This is a genomic window from Marinicella marina (assembly GCF_030065545.1).
Lineage (GTDB): Bacteria > Pseudomonadota > Gammaproteobacteria > Xanthomonadales > Marinicellaceae > Marinicella > Marinicella marina.
In genome coordinates this window covers 368486-385805 of the sequence record NZ_JASJNC010000003.1, presented here as the reverse complement: position 1 = coordinate 385805, position 17320 = coordinate 368486, and the positions used below count along the sequence as shown (strand labels likewise).

Sequence of the window (17320 nt, the reverse complement as noted above, 5' to 3'; positions counted from 1 at the left end):
ATTATGGCTAAATTGAATTTCGGTGGCACATGGGAGGAAGTGGTGACTCGAGAGGAATATCCCTTGTCTCAAGCACAACAGTATCTTAAAAATAAAACCATTGCGGTTTTGGGCTATGGTGTGCAAGGCCCAGGTCAGGCTTTGAACTTAAAAGACAATGGCTTTCAGGTCATTGTGGGACAACGCAAAGCATCCGCTTCATGGGACAAGGCACTTGCTGATGGCTGGCTTGAGGGGGAGGACCTGTTTGATTTGGCTGAAGCCACGCAACGCGCTGATGTGGTGATGTATTTACTGTCTGATGCTGGTCAAATTGCGGCGTGGCCAACAGTCAAAGCAAACCTCAATACCGGTGATACCTTGTATTTTTCGCATGGTTTTGGGGTCACATACCATGAGCAAACCGGCATTGTGCCACCATCTGATGTAGATGTGGTATTGGTTGCACCGAAAGGTTCTGGAACTTCATTGCGCAGCTTGTTTAAACAGGGCAAAGGCTTGAACTCAAGTTATGCGGTGTTTCAGGATGTGACCGGCAGTGCCAAAGAAACCGCCACCGCATTGGGAATCGGTGTGGGTTCCGGTTATTTGTTTGAAACCGACTTTAAAAAAGAAGTTTACTCAGACCTAACTGGTGAGCGTGGAATTTTGATGGGAGCCATCGCTGGCTTGTTTGAAGCACAATATAACGTGCTGCGTGAAAATGGTCACTCACCCTCAGAGGCCTTTAATGAAACGGTGGAAGAACTCACCCAAAGTTTGATGCCACTGGTGGCCGATAATGGCATGGACTGGATGTATGCCAATACTTCAACCACGGCACAACGTGGCGCATTGGATTGGCGTCATAAATTTCGTGATGCCAACACCCCAATTTTCAAAGAGCTGTATGCCAGGGTTGCCAGTGGTGAAGAAGCCAAGGTGGTGATCGAGGCCAACCAAAAACCTGATTACCGAGAAAAACTGGATCAGGAGTTGGAACATCTGCGCAATTCGGAGCTGTGGCAAACTGGCCAACAAGTCAGAAAACTCAGACCTGAAAATGCTTGATTCAAGTGAGTGAATGATATGAGTGTCGCGCCTTTAAAAAAATCAATGATCTCATTGATTGATGTTGAATCTGCACAAAAGAGGCTTGAGGGTGTGGTTCAACAGACGCCATTGATGCCCAACTTCAATTATTCAGAACATTTTTCTGCAGAGGTGTTGTTAAAAAGGGAAGATTTACAAACCGTCAGATCCTATAAGATTCGAGGCGCGTATAACAAGTTGGCGAGTTTACAGGAACAGCAACCAAAGATGTCACATGTGGTTTGTGCCAGCGCAGGTAACCATGCCCAGGGCGTGGCTTTCACTTGTTGTAAACTGGCAATCAAAGCAACAGTATTTATGCCAGTTACCACACCGCGACAAAAAGTTGATCAGGTGAAAATGTTTGGTGGTGATTGGGTAAAAGTGAGTTTAATTGGTGATACTTTTGATGAGGCCCAACAGGCTGCCGTTAAATTCAGTGAACGCCATTATCACCCTTTCATTCATCCCTTCGATGACCCGGAAATCATTGCGGGACAGGCAACCATAGCAACTGAGTTATTGTCACAATCTGCCAATGAAAACATTGACTATGTATTTGTCCCTATAGGTGGTGGTGGCTTGGCCTCTGGTCTGTTGAGTGTTTTCAAACAACATGCACCACATACCAAAGTGATTGGTGTGGAGCCCGAAGGAGCAGCATCAATGACCGCTGCTTTGCAGGCGCGGCATCATGTCAAGCTGCCCCAAATCAGTCGTTTCGTCGATGGTGCTGCAGTACAACAAGTGGGCGAACACACCCGTGCCATCTGTCAAAATTACTTGGATGATGTGATTCAGGTTCCAGATGGTTTGATCTGTCAAACCATTTTAAACCTCTACAACAAAGATGCGATTGTGGTGGAACCAGCAGGTGCTTTGTCTTTGGCTGGTTTGCATCAATACCGCTCAAAAATTCAAGGTAAACGTGTGGTTTGCATTCTTAGCGGCAGCAACAATGACATCACTCGCATTGAAGAAATTCGGGAGCGAGCGCTGTTATACAATGGTTTAAAACATTATTTTTTGGTGCGTTTCCCGCAACGGGCAGGTGCATTAAAGGAGTTTGTAGCAGATGTTTTGGGGCCACAAGATGACATCACTTATTTCCAATACCAAAAAAAACACAACCGTGAACACGGGCCTGCTGTGGTTGGTATTGAGCTCAATGCCAACCAAGATTTTGAACCCCTGTTAAAGCGCATGAAGGCAGGGGGGTTCTACAACGACTACCTCAACAATCAACCTGAGTTGTTTTCTTTGGTGCTGTGAGTGTTGCTTTGCTTGTGCAATCAACAGATGATGGTTATTGTTGCTGCTTATTTTCTTGTTGGCGCTTTGTGCTTGCTGGGGAAATCATTGATGATTTGTTGGTAATCGATGGACTGTTTGGCCACTAAATTTCTTCTGGGTTCTGCTATGTGAACCACCCAATGGTGTTCATGCGGTGTATCTGGGTTGTAATGATAGCCCACCCCAATGTGTATTTGGCCTTGGTGAAAGTCTGTCAAACCGAGCATGTGCGATCGGTGATTTTTACTGTTTTTTAGGTTGTACAGGGTTTTTTCTGCCGTTTTACTGCCACCGGCAATTGATTCGACCTGGTTGCTGGTCGGTAAAAATGCCGCTGGCAAGAAGTAGCCATGTGACTCAAGCAAAGCGTTGGGCGCGCTGTAATCAAGGTTGTGCTCGATGCGTTGGTTGGACGCCATGGCTTTGGCTTTTTTGGCAGCGGTCAGTGCCAGGGTTGGGTGACACGCTAAATGGAAACGTTGTTGCTCATCATGTTGAATAATCAATTGAGCCAAATGTGCTGCTTTGGGATGGATGCCACAAGAATTCAGTAATGGCGCTTCAGCTTGGCTAAAAACAGGATTGCTGGAAGTCATCATTAACAGCAGCAATAGCTTTTTAATCAATTCAGTCATGGTAATTTAGTTCAACTGTAAGGCTTTAAGTTCAATTTATTTTAAAGCAACTCTTTGGACTTGACAATCAACTCACTGGAGGGTTGTAGTGCTTTTTACATTGGTGTTAACATTTTTATTGACGTTAAAATGATGGTCAAGTTGCTAGTGTGTAAACCTTTAAACAAAAGGAGGTACCATGAAAAAGTATAATTTATTGGCGGCGTTGTTGTTGATTTTGTTCAGCCCGTTGGCTTTGGCAGACCCATTCTTAGGATTTGGCTGGGGTGGTGGGATTATTGGTCTGATTATCTTTATTTTGGCCATCATCGCCATTCTTGATGTTTTGAAATCTGGCAAACCTACAGAACAAAAAATACTTTGGGTATTGGTGATTTTATTGCTGCCATTGATTGGTTTTATTCTCTACTATGTCATTGGTAAGTGAGGTGCTACAAGACGCATGCTGAATTGAGCCCAAAGGATGAGAATTCTGTGGGCCAATTCACACGGCAAGACTTAATCTCTGTTTGACTGTGAGTGTTTGCTTTTTTCTTCAAGATGCGATTTCATTGCTTGGGCAGGCAAGTATCCTGGCAACAAAGAACCATCGGCGAACAGCACGGCTGGCGTGCCTACTTTATGTACCCCCATACCCAGTCCCAAATTGAACTGAGTTTCAATTGGGTTCGGGCACATCATAGGGGACAATGATTGACCTGATTTGGCTTGGGTCATGGCCGTTTGCTGGTCATCTGCACACCACACATTGATGGCTTTTGTGTGTGAAGCTGTGTTCAGTCCGGTGCGCGGAAAAAACAGATACGAGACACCTATACCCAGGTCATTGTATTGCGACACATCCTCATGTAATTTCCTGCAATAGCCACAATCAATGTCGGTGAAAACAGTGATGTGATCGGTCATGGCAGCAGGAAAAAAGTCGATACTTTTGTGGGCTTTTTTGAATTCATCCAACATTTCCATTCGCATGCTGTTCTCAGCCAATTCTGTGAGGTTTTCTTTGGCCTGGGTGCGGATCAGGTTGCCATCAAAAAGGTACTCACCGTCGTTACTGAGGTAGATAATTTGATGGGTCGAACCACCAGAGACGACCACTTCTTTGAATCCAGATACAGCGGCATCTTTGACCGACTTAACGGTTAAGTTTTGACCTGTCATGTTTTTTAAGATCTGTTGATAGTCGTTGCCAGCGGCCTGATTGATTGTTGTGAACACCATTAAACTGGTGGTAACCATTGTTTTGAAGATGACTGAGATCGGCATGTAAGCTCCCTTTTTTATGATTATTGAAGTCAATTCAGACTTTTAACTGGGTCATTTGTTCAAATTAATTCAGTTAAGTCCACATGAGGCCAATTGTTGGTTGAAAACAGCGTTCAGTTAGTTAAAAATGATTGGCTTGTATAAATCACACTGAGGAGTCTACTTTGACCACTGAAACCCAGAGCAACAAAAGTAACAATAACAATGAGCAAAACCCTCAGCAGCAAGGTTGGTTTGCTAAGTTTTTAGCCACGGTCGAATGGCTGGGCAATTTATTGCCACACCCAATCACACTGTTTGCTTTGTTTTGTGTGTTCATTGTGTTGTTCAGTGGGTTGGCAGATTTTTTAGGTGTCAGTGTCGAGGACCCACGCCCACTGGGTGCCAAAGGCCGTGAAGCGGATGGCATCATTGAGGTTATTTCGCTGTTTTCAGCAGAGGGGTTGCGCTGGATTGTCGCCAACTTAGTCACCAACTTCACTGGTTTTACCCCACTTGGTACCGTCTTGGTAGCACTGTTGGGTGTGTCAGTGGCAGAACACTCTGGGATGCTTTCTGCGGCCATGCGCTCCTTGGTTATGGGCGCATCTAAACGCATGGTAACAGTGATGGTGGTGTTCGCTGGTGTGGTTTCCAATACCGCATCTGAATTAGGCTATGTGGTACTGATTCCAATGGCAGCCATGATTTTCCACTCATTAGGTAGGCACCCATTGGCTGGATTGGCAGCGGCTTTTGCTGGTGTTTCGGCCGGTTACAGTGCCAATTTGTTGATTGGAACAGTTGATCCATTGCTTTCGGGAATCACCCAAGAAGCGGCTCAAATGCTTGACCCAGAATACTTGGTTGGCGCAGAAGTGAATTGGTACTTCATGATGATCAGTACGTTCTTGATTGCTGTTATGGGTACCTTTGTTACTGAGAAAATTGTTGAGCCTCGATTAGGGAAATACAACGAAGATGAGGCCAGTGTAGAGCTGGGTGAACAAAAAGTGGCTGATGTCACAGACCAAGAACGCCGTGGCTTGCGCATGGCTGGTTTAACTTTTTTGATCATTTGCGGTATTTTGGCATTAACCATTGTGCCTGAATGGGGTATTTTGAGAAATCAAGAAACAGGCTTGGTTAAAAATTCACCGTTCTTAAAAGGCATTGTGGCCTATATCTTCATCACTTTTGCCATACCAGGTTATGTCTATGGCAAGGTGGCCGGGACCATGAAAAATGACCGGGATGTGATTGATGCCATGAGCAAAAGCATGGGCACCATGGGCATGTACATTGTATTGGTGTTTTTTGCAGCACAGTTTGTGGCCTTTTTTAAATGGACCAATTTGGGTACCGTGATGGCAGTCAAAGGCGCGGTATTGCTACAGACCATCGGCTTAGATGGCCCCATTATTTTTGTCTTCTTTATTATGGTTTGTGGCATGGTCAATCTTTCGTTGGGCAGTGCTTCTGCACAGTGGGCAGTGACCGCACCGATATTTGTACCGATGTTGATGCTGATAGGCTATGCACCTGAAACCATTCAAGCGGCTTACCGAATCGGTGATTCAGTGACCAATGTCATCACCCCAATGATGAGTTATTTTGGTTTGATTTTGGCGGTGGCATCCAAATACAAGAAGAATTTAGGCATCGGCACATTGATAGCAACCATGCTGCCCTACAGTATGGTGTTCTTCGTCGGGTGGACTTTGTTGTTCTACATCTGGGTGTTTTTATTGGGTATGCCAGTGGGGCCAGGAGCAGCCACTTATTACAACCCCTGAGGGTTTGATGAACGATTATTTTGATTTGCGCGTGATGCTGATTCCAACAGACTCAGCATCCGCAATGGCTTCTGGTTTTAGTACAGTCAGTTTTATTTTGTGACATTTGAAATTGTTAAACACCAGTTGGCAGACTGATTCTGCCAACGCTTCAATCAATTCAAAATGACTGTTTGCAACAAATTCAGTCACCTTCTCACACACCTCAAAATAATCCAATGCATCTTTTATATCGTCACTTTGCGCGGCTTTCTGACAGTCAAAATACAATTTGAAATCAAAAAACAATGGCTGTTTTTTTTGTTTTTCCCAGTCATGAATGCCAATGATGGCACCTACTTCTAAACCACGAATTAGTATTTTATCTGACATCTAAGGCGTAGGCTATCAGTTGACTATCTTGGGTAAACCACTGAGTAACAGCCAAGTTTTGTTGTCATTATCGTAGGTCCAAACCTGACGATCAATGATGACTTTTTCGCGTTTGGTGTGTTTGTTATACAACTTGATTTGGACATCTTGCATGATTTCATTTTCATCAGCTCCCGGTAAAATGGGTGAGGCCACATAGGAACTGACACCAAACTGTTTCAGTCGCTCTATGTCGGTATTTGACGGCTTGTTTGCTGTTTCCATTTCAGGGCTAAAGAAAGTCAAAGCAGTATTGAAGTCGGCCCAACGCATGACTTTGGCGTATTGGTATAAGGTGTGATCAAGTGATTGTTTCTTTCCCATGCGACCGCCACAAGCTGACAACAGGGCACAAATAAGCAAAGCGATGGTAATTTTTCTCATGAGTGGACCTCAGTGGTGATTAGAAATACTGAGTATGCCACAACCCTGCTTAAAAAAAAATTAAAAATCTAAATGGGATTCAGCTGTTTAGTTTGAGCACAACATAGTTGGCACTCATGCAGCTACAAATTTCTTGCTTTTGATTCAATACCTGGCACTTGATGGTGATTTTTTTTGCCCGATTTTTGCTTTTCAAGGTGGCTGCGACTTCATACCAATCGACATCATCAATGGTCATGGCTTTGATGATGAGGTCGTCATACTGAGCTTGTTTCCAAGTGGTTTCGGCTCGATGAATCACCACGTCATTTTCTATACCATGCGACTCTAATTGCAGTTTAATTAAACTCCAACCACAAATGGTCATCAAAGCGGCACTGCTGCCACCGAACACCGTTGATTTATCATTGATGTTGGGAGCCAATGGTGCTGCCGCCAGTAATTCCTGAGTGGTTAAATCAAGTAATTCCATTTTCATTTGTGCAACCAATGGGATGTGCTGATACAGGAATGATTGAAATGAGCGCAAAGCTGTCATATGAGTGGCAAGGTTTTTGATGTCAGTGGTGTGGGTTATTTAACCGGGTTTCTGAGTTTTGCAGGCAATAAAATATCAAAAATATTACCCAAGCTGGATTCTTTTTTAACTGTTGGTTCTTCTTCTGTAGCACTGATGGTGTTCTCTGTTTTTGACTTTTCAATGTCTTTAGAACGGTTCTCTTTCAACCTCTTTTGGGTATCAGAGACGGTCAGTTGCGCCGGCTTTTCAGCTTCGGTCAGAGTCATTGTGTTGTTCAGCTTTGGTTTCATTAAATCACTTTGACATGAGACGTCATTGGCAACAGCTGCAAGGCTGATGAACATCAAAATGATAAGTAAAAAAGCTGTTTTCATGGGGTGTTGATAAAATTGTCTACTTGAACCGAGTGATTTTTCTATAAAATAGCAGATAAATCAACCAAAAGTAGGTATTTTTGTCGTTAATTAACGAAAATAATCGTAGATGAGCAAGCAACTGAATCCATTACAACAGCCTTGGCTGGCTGATTTTTCTGACACGGTGCGTATTTTTGTCGTCATCGTGGTGGCAGAAATGATGGTGCTGGTTTACTCTTTGAGTTTCTTCAGTTTCAATTTTAACTTTCTCAACCAGTTGGCTTTACTGAGTTTACTGGCCCAACTCATTGCCATCAGCGTGGTGGTTTTATTAACCGCATTAAGAGATTTTTTTAACCGATTCAGTGTTTATATCGGTCTTTCTTTGGTCATGGTCATGACCTTGTTGGTGGCTGCTGCCTATACCTTGCTTTTGGCCTGGATAGATGAAGCCCTGATGTTCGACTTGATTGACCGCAGCTTCATGACTACTTTTAAAATCACTTTGGCTACTGGCCTTACTTTATTGGCATTGATGCGTTATTTTTATGTTCAGGAACAATGGTTGTTCCAGGTAGAAGCCGTAGCAAAGGCACAAATGAGTGAACTACAAGCACGTATCAAACCACATTTTCTATACAATTCACTGAACTCGATTGCCAGTTTGATTCCGCTAGATCCAGTGGCTGCAGAGAAAGCCGTTCTGAACCTATCGGGTTTGTTTCGCAAAGCTTTTTCAAACCCCGAGAAAAACATGACGGCTTTGCGCCGAGAATTAGAATGGGTGGATGAATACCTAGCCATTGAACAACTGCGTTTGATGGACCGATTGAGTTATGAGATTGTGGTGAATGATGCCTTATTAACAAAAAAAATTCCTTTATTATCGATACAGCCGTTGGTCGAAAATGCAGTGATCCATGGCATACAACACCTTTCAGAGGGTGGTCAAATTAAGGTACAAATCACCCATGAAAAAGATCAATTTCAAGTTCGTGTAACCAATCCATACAAAGCTGAAAAAGTGACCCCTGGGTTACAAACAGGTATTGATAACATCAGGCAGCGCTTAAAACTGGCATTTGGAGATAAGGCGCAAATGACGGTGCATGCTGGCGAATTATTTGAAGCGATTTGGACGGTGAAAACATGAAAGTGCTGATTGTTGATGATGAACCGTTGGCCAGGATGAGGTTAAAATCAATGCTAGAGCACCTCGGTTTCAATGATGTGCTTGAGGCCAATCACGGTAGAGAGGGGATGAATATGGCAACAGAATATTTACCTGATTTGATTTTTATGGACATTGAGATGCCTGAGATGAACGGCATTGAAGCTGCATCACAAATCAAACAAAACCACCCCAGTATGCCGATTATCTTCTCTACTGCGCATGATGAATTTGCACTCAAAGCCTTTGACTTATCAGCCGCTGATTATTTATTGAAGCCGCTGTCACTGGAACGGTTGAAACAAGCGATTGAAAAAGTCGGTTTCACAGATTCTCATGATAAAATTCAGGTCAAACGAGGCACTGACGTGTTTTTATTGGCTGCCAGTGATGTGATTTGTTTGCTTGCTGAGGATAAATATGTCACGGCTTATTTATCAAAACAAGCTTTTTTATTGGATCAAAGTTTAGCCGAACTGGAAAACAAATACCCATTGTTTATACGTATACACCGCAATGCCTTAATCAATCCAAATTTTTTAACGGGCATTCATAATGCTCCTGGGCAGCTGCCACAATGTGTCTTAGAACACATTGAATTAAAACCCACTATCAGCCGGAGGCAACTACCAGCTGTGAGGAAATTGCTTAAACAAATATGAAAAAAACCATAACCATAGCCACCCGAGAGTCTGCACTTGCGCTTTGGCAAAGCCGTTTTGTGGCTGATCTAATCGAAGCCAACACACCTTACAAAACTGAATTGTTACCGATGACAACTGAGGGTGATCAACGCCTTGAAGTGACTTTAAATAAAATTGGTGGCAAGGGGTTGTTTTTGAAAGAGTTAGAACAATCTATGTTGGCTGGTGAGGCCGATATTGCTGTTCACTCGATGAAAGATGTACCAGCAGATATGCCGGAGGAGTTTCAAATATGTGCGGTCTTTCAGCGGGCCGATGAAAGTGACGCTTTTGTCTCAAATACCTATGATCAGTTGCATCAATTGCCGCCAGGGGCGGTGATAGGTACTTCAAGCCTGCGGCGACAGGCACAATTGTTGGCGCTTCGACCAGATTTAAAAGTCAGGCCATTGCGCGGCAATGTCAACAGTCGTTTACAAAAGTTAGATGATGGCGGCTACGATGCGATCATACTGGCATCGGCGGGCTTGCAAAGACTGGGCTTTGATGCGCGCATCAAATCACGTCTGACCACGCCAGACTGGCTTCCCGCTGTTTCTCAAGGTGCTGTGGGCATTGAATGCTTGCAGGACAACCATGATTTGGCGGCGGTATTAAAGCAGTTGGCAGATGTAAAAACTTGGCAATGTGTTAAAGCTGAAAGGGCTTTGAATTTAAAACTTGAAGGTTCGTGCTCAGTGGCCATCGGTGCCTTGGCTGAATACCACGCTGATAATACGCTGTCTCTGAAAGCCGGTGTATACAGTCCGGATGGCAAGCAGTCGATAGTCACCCAACAACAAGGTTATGATCCGGAGGAATTAGGCCAATACGTGGCCGAAGAACTGTTGTCGCAAGGTGCCAGAGCGATCCTCGATTTAGCCAACTGACATGCCTCAAACAACCGTCATCATTACTCGGCCAGCGCCAGTGATTGATACCACTGCGGCAGTTTATGAGGCAGCAGGGTTTAAGGTATTTAAGTCCCCTTGTTTTGATATCCAAACCAATAATTCGATAAAACCTGAATGGCTTCAGCTCAAAGCCGATGTGTGGGTGATTCTCAGTGTCAATGCTTTGAATCATGCTTTAAAAATAGCTCCTGAATGGGTGCCACCAGCTGGTACTGAGGTCATTGCCGTCGGACCAGCGGTGGCAGCTGCCTGGGAAAAACACTTCAATCAAAGCATCAACTACCACCCCTTGATGAATTCAGAAGGAGTGATAGAGCTGTTAAAAAACAGTAAGCCGCAATCTGTCAAAACCATCAGCACAAGCGGTGGTCGTGATTTAATCAGAAAGTACTGTATGGACCAAGCCATCAGCTTTAATCAAATTAACAGCTACATCAGGGTGTCATTGGCTATCGATGTGGCTGCCATCAGTGTTTTACTTGAAGCCAGCAAACAAGTGGTTTTAACTGCTACCAGCAGTGATATTTTGAACCATTTTGTGGCGCAATTACCAACCAGCTTAAAGTCCCAAGTACTGGGTATGCCGTTATTGGTAGGAGCAAAAAGAATCGCCGAACTGGCCTGCGCATTGGGATTTGTTGACATCGCTGAAGCTGGCAGCCCCAGCGATCTATCGATGTCATCAATGATCTGAATTAATTATTGTTGATTAAAGCCATCAGCAAAAATTAAATCCCTGCCCAAACTGCCATTTGGATTGAGATTTTGGGCTTTCAAGTCTGAATTTTCGGTCCATGTGAACATGCCAAAGCCTTGGCTGTTAGCGACACTGTTGAGGCGTGAGTCAGTGCTGGTGTTGCTGCCAATTTCTGTTTGCCAAATGACCTCACCGTTGGTGTTAACTTTACTCGCCTCAATGCTGTCGTTATTGAAGCTGCGGCTGTTAATCCAAGCCACCATAGGTTGGTCATTGATTAATAAGTTTTGTACAAAACTGCGGGCGCTTGAAGTGATGGCTGCAACCACTCTACCATCGTTGGTCCACTGTCGATTGCCCATGGCATCAAATTTTTGGCCGTAGATTCCTGCTTGTGATTGGTTGTTACTCAGCTCGACCCAAAAGGTATATATTTCCTTGGTCAATGGATCAAATGAGCTGGTGGGGGAGACCCTCAGTTGTGCCTGGTTGGTTGAGGTCTCAATACCATCAGTGTCGAACAACTCATTACCATTGGTATCAATTCTTTGTACCCAAGTATTTAATGAAGGGGATGAGGTATACCAAGTGAAAATCGCACCGCCCATGGAGTCACTGATGAATGCTGGGAAATTGCCAAATTGCAGACTGCCATTGGCAGGCGCGAACACTGGAATCGGATTTAAGCCCCAAAGGCCGGCGCCATCCAAAGCGGCCAATTTTTGTGCGAACAAGTGCTTGGGAGAGGAAAAACCAGATGATTCAACCATGGCAACAATCACTTGACCCTGATCACTGGCTTGAATGTCACTGCTGATAAAAGTGGAACTGGGGTCAGAGACGGTGATGCCATCGCTCCACAGTTTGGTGCCATCGACATCTAATCGTTGTGCTTTGACCAGTGGTCCTTCTGTCCAGATGATAACTGCTTGACCGTCAGTGGTACCGCTGATTTTCGGGTTGGCCAAAATACCACCGTTGCCGCTGACATCAACACCGTTGACTCCCCACATCAGGCCACCTTGAGAATTGATTTTCTGACCGGTGATACTTTCATTGCCATCACGGTCATTGCGAAAGGCCAATAGGGCATGGCCGGCAGCATCGATTGCCAGACCATAATCTTGGGTGGAGGAGAAATTACGCGAGGCAACCAATATACCATTTTGAGCCCATTGGGCATTGCCATTGGCATCCAACCGTTGCAAGTAAACGTCATAGCCACCATCACTGTTATCAAACCAACTGATGTATGAAAACCCGTTTTCTGCAGCCACCATTTTTGCTTGTGCCTGTTCACCGGAGCGGTCAGAAATAATTAAATTATTGAAGGCGTCATCAGACCATTGTGCTTGACACATCAACGGGAAAAGTAGGCAAAAAATCAGTTTTTTCATGGCTCAAGTTTCGGACTTGGGAGATGGGTCAGTATAGCATGTGAACTGTTGCTGTTGACGCAGTCTTGTGGTCTGTCTTTAGAGCACAAAATCAGCTGGTGTGGCCCGTTCCCAAGTGGCTTCAGTGATGAGGTATTCACCATCAATCAATTCAAAATTAACCTTGAATTTTGCCATTTCACCTCTGAATGTCGGCAAGTCAGTGAGGCTGATATCGCTGCCAGCTACTGCAGCCACAACAGTGACCTCAACTTGGCTATCACCACCATCAGTCCATGTCAGATTTTTGGTCACTTGGTGTACATGGATGTTTTTGTTCCGCATCAAACGGATTCTGAGCAGGCGCTCGGCATCTTTTTTGTTGTAGCCGCGACTGACCAAAGCAAAGTCGTCGCTAACGAAATCCATAAAATCGTCCAAGGCTTTGGCTTCTATCAGAGTTTCCATGGTTTTTAGGGTATTCAAGATGCGTGTTTGTTTATCTAATTCAGGGGCACTAGAGCAGCCTGACAGCAGCCAACATACGACCAAAGGCAGGACCATGGATTTGATTTTTATGGATTGAATAATCATGATAAAACAGATTTTAAAATCATAGTTTGCATTGTATCATGTAAGAACAATGAGAAAGTATTAATGAATTTTGGTCAGATTTTTGGGTGATATGGGTCTGGTTTATTAATCAGCGGAGATTTAAAGATGAAATATACAATGAGATTGGTTTGTTTGGGCTGGGTCCTGATCAACCCACAAGCGCTTCAAGCACAAACCAACCCAGACCCAAAGCCAGCAGCCATAAAACCTGATACCACTCAGTTGAAAGGTGCCGGAGAATTATTGGCACAAAGTTCTGAAACGGCCGATGATGCCACCAGTGTCAAAGTCATAGTGCAAAAAAAGCAAACCATAGAAGAGTACCGTCAACGCGGTGAACTGGTATTGGTTAAGGTCATCCCTAATGAGGGCGTACCTTATTTTATTGACCCCTTGGAGCAACAAAAAAACCATGGCTCGGGACAGGACTTGATTAATTCTGGTGTGAAACCAGTGCGTTGGGTGATTAAGGAGTTTTAAGTAGTGACGGTTAGACAAAAATTTGTGGTGCTGTTGGTAGCAGTTCCAGTTTTGGTGGTTTTGTGGGCACAATATTGGCCAGCAGCATGGTGGTCTTTTGTCATTATCGGGCCGTTGGCTTTATTGGGTTTGCGAGACATGCTGCAAAAAAAGCGAGCCATATTGCGCTTGTACCCAGTGATTGGTCATTTTCGTTACCTGTTAGAATCGTTTCGGGTTGAAATTCAACAGTATTTCATTGAGTCTGATTTGAATGGTTCACCGGTACCTCGTGAATTCAGATCGCTGGTTTACCAAAGAGCCAAAGGCGATAAAGATACCCGCCCTTTTGGTACCATCATGGACGTCAACGAGGATGGTTATGAGTGGATCAATCACTCGGTGTCACCCATTCATCTGGAGCGCGACCAGTTGGCGGTAAAATTTGGTGGTGAATCTTGTCAACAACCCTACCATGGTTCGCCAATGAATATATCCGCCATGAGTTATGGGTCATTGAGCAAAAACGCCATCGAAGCATTGAACCTGGGAGCCAAACAAGATCAATTTGCGCACAACACCGGTGAGGGCGGTATCAGCCCATACCACCTCAAGCACGGTGGTGATTTGATTTTTCAATTTGGAACCGGTTATTTTGGCTGTCGCAATGCTGAGGGTGGTTTTGATGCTGATTTATTCAAACAAAAAGCGGCTTTAGATCAGGTCAAAATGATTGAAATAAAATTATCTCAAGGTGCAAAACCAGGACACGGCGGTATTTTACCAGCGGTAAAACTGACTGCTGAAATCGCTGAAATTAGACATGTACCGATGGGCAAGGATGTTTTGTCACCGCCCTATCATACAGCTTTTGACACGCCCACAGGCTTGCTACAATTTGTGCAACAATTACGTGAGTTATCAGGGGGTAAGCCAATTGGCTTCAAACTGTGTTTGGGTAAGCGAAGTGAGTTCTTGGCCATTTGTAAAGCCATGCTTGAAACCGGCATTAAACCTGACTTTATCACCGTCGATGGCAGCGAAGGTGGTACCGGTGCTGCGCCGATAGAATTCACCAATTCGGTTGGTACACCATTAAAAGATGCTTTGATCATTGTAAACAACGCCCTGATTGGTTGTGGCTTGAGGGATGAGATTAAAGTCATTGCTGCAGGAAAAATCATATCGGCTTTTCATTTAATCAAGGCCATTGCGCTCGGCGCAGATGCAGTCAACTCTGCGCGTGGCATGATGTTTGCTTTGGGTTGTATCCAGTCCAGGGCCTGTAATACCGATCACTGCCCCACTGGCATTGCCACCCAAGATCCTGCCAGAGTGGTTGCTTTGGATGTAGGGGACAAAGCCAAGCGGGTGGCTCGATACCACCATCAAATGATGAAAAATTTGGCAGAACTGTTGGGTGCTGCAGGAGTTAAATCACTGTCAGAATTAAAACCCAGTCACATCATGCATCGCGTTCAAGGTGCGGAAGTCAAATCTTATGAGGCTATGTTCCCTACCTTGAATCAAGGGGCCTTGTTAGCTGCTGAAACACGACCTGAAAGTTGGTCGACTGATTGGCAAGCGGCTAGGGCTGATCACTGGTAAAGTGCAAAACATTTGCTAATAAGCTATCATTAAAACCTATTCTTAGAAATCAGACACATGACACTCACTAAAAAAATCATCATCTTTATGGTGGTCGGCGCTTTGCTCGGCCTGACTTTGAATTTAACGGGACTGAACAGCAACGCTGCGGTTGATCTGTATTTAATCAATGGCTTGTTTCATGTGATTGGACAGTTGTTTATTCTGTCTTTGAAAATGATGGTGGTGCCGCTGGTTTTTGTGTCGTTGTTCTGTGGTACCACAGCCTTACGAGATCCGGCCATGTTGGGTTCAATTGGTGGGCGCACATTGGCTTTTTATTTAATGACTACTGCCATTGCCTTAGCCATCGCGTTGTCTTTTGCCTTGATGATAGGTGTAGGTGTGGGTGCCGATATTGCCACCAACCCGGGCTACACACCGAAAGAGAGTAAGACATTCATTGAAGTGATTCTCTCCATCATTGACAACCCAATTAAAGCCATGGCAGAAGGTAATTTATTGGCAGTGATTGTGTTTTCTATTTTGTTGGGCTTGAGCGCCACCATGGCAGGTAAAGCTGGCGATCAGATCATCGATTTTTTCAAAGCATTCAATGAAGTGATCATGAAGTTGGTGATGCTGATCATGCATTTCGCCCCATATGCAGTTTTTGCCATATTGGCCAAGGTTTTTGCTGAGCTGGGTGTCGATGCCATCAAGTCATTGGCAGGTTATTTCTTCACGGTTCTGGGTTTGTTAATTTTCCATGCCTTGGTGGTTTATCCGGTGTTGTTGAAGTTACTGTCGGGATTAAATCCATTGATGTTCCTGAAAAAAATGGAAGGCGCGGTTACTTTTGCTTTTGGTACTTCCAGTTCCAATGCCACCATCCCGGTAACCCTCAGGACGGTAACAGAGCGCATGGGTGTGAGTAAATCAGTGGCTTCTTTTACCATTCCATTTGGTGCCACCATTAATATGGATGGTACCGCCATCATGCAGGGTGTTGCTACGGTTTTCATTGCCAATGCTTATGGCGTCGATCTGACCACTTCACAATTATTGATGGTGGTGCTGATGGCCACCTTGGCATCGATCGGTTCTGCCGGTGTTCCCAGTGCTGGGCTGGTGATGTTACAAGGCGTTTTGTTGCAAGTGGGCTTACCAATCGAGGGCATTGGTATCATCTTAGGGATCGACCGTTTGTTGGATATGACCCGGACCGCGGTGAACATCACAGGAGACGCAACAGTCACTTGTATCGTGGCCAAATCACAAAACCAGTTTGATCAAGCTGTTTTTGATGCTGAACATGCCGGTGAAATCAAAGAGTAGCGCGTCTGAATTTGATTTGGCTGCTAATTAATAAAAGTTATTGACAATCATTCTCATTTGCATTTATACTTTACACAAGTATTCAATTAAAAGTATTTATGTACGTTTGTATTTGTCACGGTGTGACTGAAAAAGACATCCAAAAAGCAGCTAAAAATGGTGCTAATTCATTGCAAGATGTAAAGCAAATTACCGGCGCATCTACCGGTTGCGGCTCATGTGCCGATATGGCCTTGGAAGTGCTGTTAGAAGCGCAGCCCAAACCGACCCCTGATTTTCTGCAAATCATTCAATCCGGATTGAACATACAGACACAGGTTTAAAATAAATCAATCAGACAAAAAAAGGGTTCCAATCGGAACCCTTTTTTTTGTCTTATAAAATAGTTTTTTTATTTTTTGTGCTCAATCACCACATCAGTATAGATACCACCGCGAACATTAAATTTCATGGTAATTTTCATCCATTTGGGATTTGTGGCTGCAACCAGGTCATCTAAAATTTCATTGGTTACCGCTTCGTGGAAGGCACCGCGTTCACGAAAAGTCCACATGTAAAGCTTCAAGGCTTTGAGTTCTACACATTTTTCATCAGGTTGGTATTCCAGTTTGATGGTAGCAAAATCTGGTTGGCCTGTTTTGGGGCACAAACAAGTGAATTCAGGAATATCAATAATGATGGTATAATCTCTTTCCTGATTGGGGTTAACAAATGTTTCTAGGTCTTTTGTAGGGTGTGTGGACATGTTATTCTCTGCTCTGTTATATTC

21 protein-coding genes are annotated in these 17320 nt (G+C 44.2%); 12 read left to right on the top strand and 9 right to left on the bottom strand.

Translation table 11 applies throughout. From position 1 onward, the window contains the following. The first annotated feature begins 3 nt into the window (after positions 1–3). Positions 4–1050, top strand: coding sequence for a ketol-acid reductoisomerase (gene ilvC, locus QNI24_RS06695; protein ID WP_267175244.1), 1047 nt, complete (start codon positions 4–6; stop codon positions 1048–1050). Between the two features lie 18 nt (positions 1051–1068). Then, positions 1069–2343: a threonine ammonia-lyase IlvA gene (gene ilvA, locus QNI24_RS06690; RefSeq protein WP_267175245.1), complete on the top strand. Its 1275-nt coding sequence runs from the start codon at positions 1069–1071 to the stop codon at positions 2341–2343. A gap of 47 nt (positions 2344–2390) precedes the next feature. Here the strand turns inward: ilvA and QNI24_RS06685 are convergent, their stop codons facing one another. Further along, entirely contained in the window at positions 2391–2999 is a 609-nt protein-coding gene (locus QNI24_RS06685) for a CAP domain-containing protein (RefSeq protein ID WP_267175246.1), read from the bottom strand. A 178-nt stretch (positions 3000–3177) separates the two neighbouring features. Here QNI24_RS06685 and QNI24_RS06680 point away from each other — a divergent pair, with 178 nt between their 5' ends. Beyond that, a complete protein-coding gene (locus tag QNI24_RS06680; RefSeq protein ID WP_267175247.1) occupies positions 3178–3426 on the top strand; it encodes a PLDc N-terminal domain-containing protein in 249 nt (82 codons plus the stop codon). Between the two features lie 71 nt (positions 3427–3497). Here the strand turns inward: QNI24_RS06680 and QNI24_RS06675 are convergent, their stop codons facing one another. Then, positions 3498–4265: a thioredoxin fold domain-containing protein gene (locus QNI24_RS06675; RefSeq protein ID WP_283708586.1), complete on the bottom strand. Its 768-nt coding sequence runs from the start codon at positions 4263–4265 to the stop codon at positions 3498–3500. Positions 4266–4429: 164 nt separating this feature from the next. Here QNI24_RS06675 and QNI24_RS06670 point away from each other — a divergent pair, with 164 nt between their 5' ends. Further along, positions 4430–6040: an AbgT family transporter gene (locus tag QNI24_RS06670; RefSeq protein ID WP_267175249.1), complete on the top strand. Its 1611-nt coding sequence runs from the start codon at positions 4430–4432 to the stop codon at positions 6038–6040. A 15-nt stretch (positions 6041–6055) separates the two neighbouring features. Here the strand turns inward: QNI24_RS06670 and folB are convergent, their stop codons facing one another. The 4 genes from folB to QNI24_RS06650 all read right to left on the bottom strand — a co-directional run bounded on the left by folB (position 6056) and on the right by QNI24_RS06650 (position 7729). Beyond that, positions 6056–6412: a dihydroneopterin aldolase gene (gene folB / locus QNI24_RS06665; protein WP_267175250.1), complete on the bottom strand. Its 357-nt coding sequence runs from the start codon at positions 6410–6412 to the stop codon at positions 6056–6058. A 15-nt stretch (positions 6413–6427) separates the two neighbouring features. Continuing rightward, positions 6428–6835, bottom strand: coding sequence for a hypothetical protein (locus tag QNI24_RS06660; protein ID WP_267175251.1), 408 nt, complete (start codon positions 6833–6835; stop codon positions 6428–6430). Between the two features lie 79 nt (positions 6836–6914). Further along, positions 6915–7373 (bottom strand): YiiD C-terminal domain-containing protein, encoded by a 459-nt coding sequence (locus tag QNI24_RS06655; protein WP_267175252.1) that lies wholly within the window; start codon positions 7371–7373, stop codon positions 6915–6917. Between the two features lie 35 nt (positions 7374–7408). After that, a complete protein-coding gene (locus QNI24_RS06650) occupies positions 7409–7729 on the bottom strand; it encodes a hypothetical protein (protein WP_267175253.1) in 321 nt (106 codons plus the stop codon). A 109-nt stretch (positions 7730–7838) separates the two neighbouring features. On the opposite strand from QNI24_RS06650, the gene QNI24_RS06645 reads away from it, so the two are divergent. Genes QNI24_RS06645 through QNI24_RS06630 form a run of 4 tightly spaced genes read left to right on the top strand, consistent with a single transcriptional unit; the run spans position 7839 to position 11173 of the window. Further along, positions 7839–8864 (top strand): sensor histidine kinase, encoded by a 1026-nt coding sequence (locus QNI24_RS06645; RefSeq protein WP_267175254.1) that lies wholly within the window; start codon positions 7839–7841, stop codon positions 8862–8864. Then, the gene (locus tag QNI24_RS06640; RefSeq protein ID WP_267175255.1) at positions 8861–9544 is read left to right on the top strand and encodes a LytR/AlgR family response regulator transcription factor; all 684 of its coding nucleotides are present in this window, start codon (positions 8861–8863) and stop codon (positions 9542–9544) included. The genes QNI24_RS06645 and QNI24_RS06640 overlap by 4 nt, the downstream gene beginning before the upstream one ends. Next, the gene (gene hemC / locus QNI24_RS06635; RefSeq protein WP_267175256.1) at positions 9541–10455 is read left to right on the top strand and encodes a hydroxymethylbilane synthase; all 915 of its coding nucleotides are present in this window, start codon (positions 9541–9543) and stop codon (positions 10453–10455) included. Before QNI24_RS06640 ends, hemC begins: the two co-directional genes overlap by 4 nt. Position 10456: 1 nt before the next feature. Continuing rightward, on the top strand, positions 10457–11173 hold the full coding sequence (locus tag QNI24_RS06630) for a uroporphyrinogen-III synthase (RefSeq protein ID WP_267175257.1): 717 nt from the start codon (positions 10457–10459) through the stop codon (positions 11171–11173). A gap of 5 nt (positions 11174–11178) precedes the next feature. On the opposite strand, the gene QNI24_RS06625 is transcribed toward QNI24_RS06630, so the two are convergent. Both QNI24_RS06625 and QNI24_RS06620 read right to left on the bottom strand, forming a co-directional pair. Then, the gene (locus QNI24_RS06625; protein WP_267175258.1) at positions 11179–12573 is read right to left on the bottom strand and encodes a hypothetical protein; all 1395 of its coding nucleotides are present in this window, start codon (positions 12571–12573) and stop codon (positions 11179–11181) included. A 78-nt stretch (positions 12574–12651) separates the two neighbouring features. Then, the gene (locus QNI24_RS06620; RefSeq protein WP_267175259.1) at positions 12652–13146 is read right to left on the bottom strand and encodes a hypothetical protein; all 495 of its coding nucleotides are present in this window, start codon (positions 13144–13146) and stop codon (positions 12652–12654) included. Between the two features lie 126 nt (positions 13147–13272). On the opposite strand from QNI24_RS06620, the gene QNI24_RS06615 reads away from it, so the two are divergent. The 4 genes from QNI24_RS06615 to QNI24_RS06600 all read left to right on the top strand — a co-directional run bounded on the left by QNI24_RS06615 (position 13273) and on the right by QNI24_RS06600 (position 16874). Next, positions 13273–13647, top strand: coding sequence for a DUF2782 domain-containing protein (locus QNI24_RS06615; RefSeq protein WP_267175260.1), 375 nt, complete (start codon positions 13273–13275; stop codon positions 13645–13647). A gap of 3 nt (positions 13648–13650) precedes the next feature. Then, entirely contained in the window at positions 13651–15234 is a 1584-nt protein-coding gene (locus QNI24_RS06610; RefSeq protein ID WP_267175261.1) for an FMN-binding glutamate synthase family protein, read from the top strand. Between the two features lie 57 nt (positions 15235–15291). Next, positions 15292–16551: a dicarboxylate/amino acid:cation symporter gene (locus tag QNI24_RS06605; protein WP_267175262.1), complete on the top strand. Its 1260-nt coding sequence runs from the start codon at positions 15292–15294 to the stop codon at positions 16549–16551. Positions 16552–16649: 98 nt separating this feature from the next. Further along, positions 16650–16874, top strand: coding sequence for a (2Fe-2S)-binding protein (locus QNI24_RS06600; protein ID WP_267175263.1), 225 nt, complete (start codon positions 16650–16652; stop codon positions 16872–16874). A 68-nt stretch (positions 16875–16942) separates the two neighbouring features. Here QNI24_RS06600 and queF read toward each other — a convergent pair whose 3' ends face one another. Next, on the bottom strand, positions 16943–17296 hold the full coding sequence (gene queF / locus QNI24_RS06595; protein ID WP_267175264.1) for a preQ(1) synthase: 354 nt from the start codon (positions 17294–17296) through the stop codon (positions 16943–16945). Between the last annotated feature and the right edge of the window lie 24 nt (positions 17297–17320).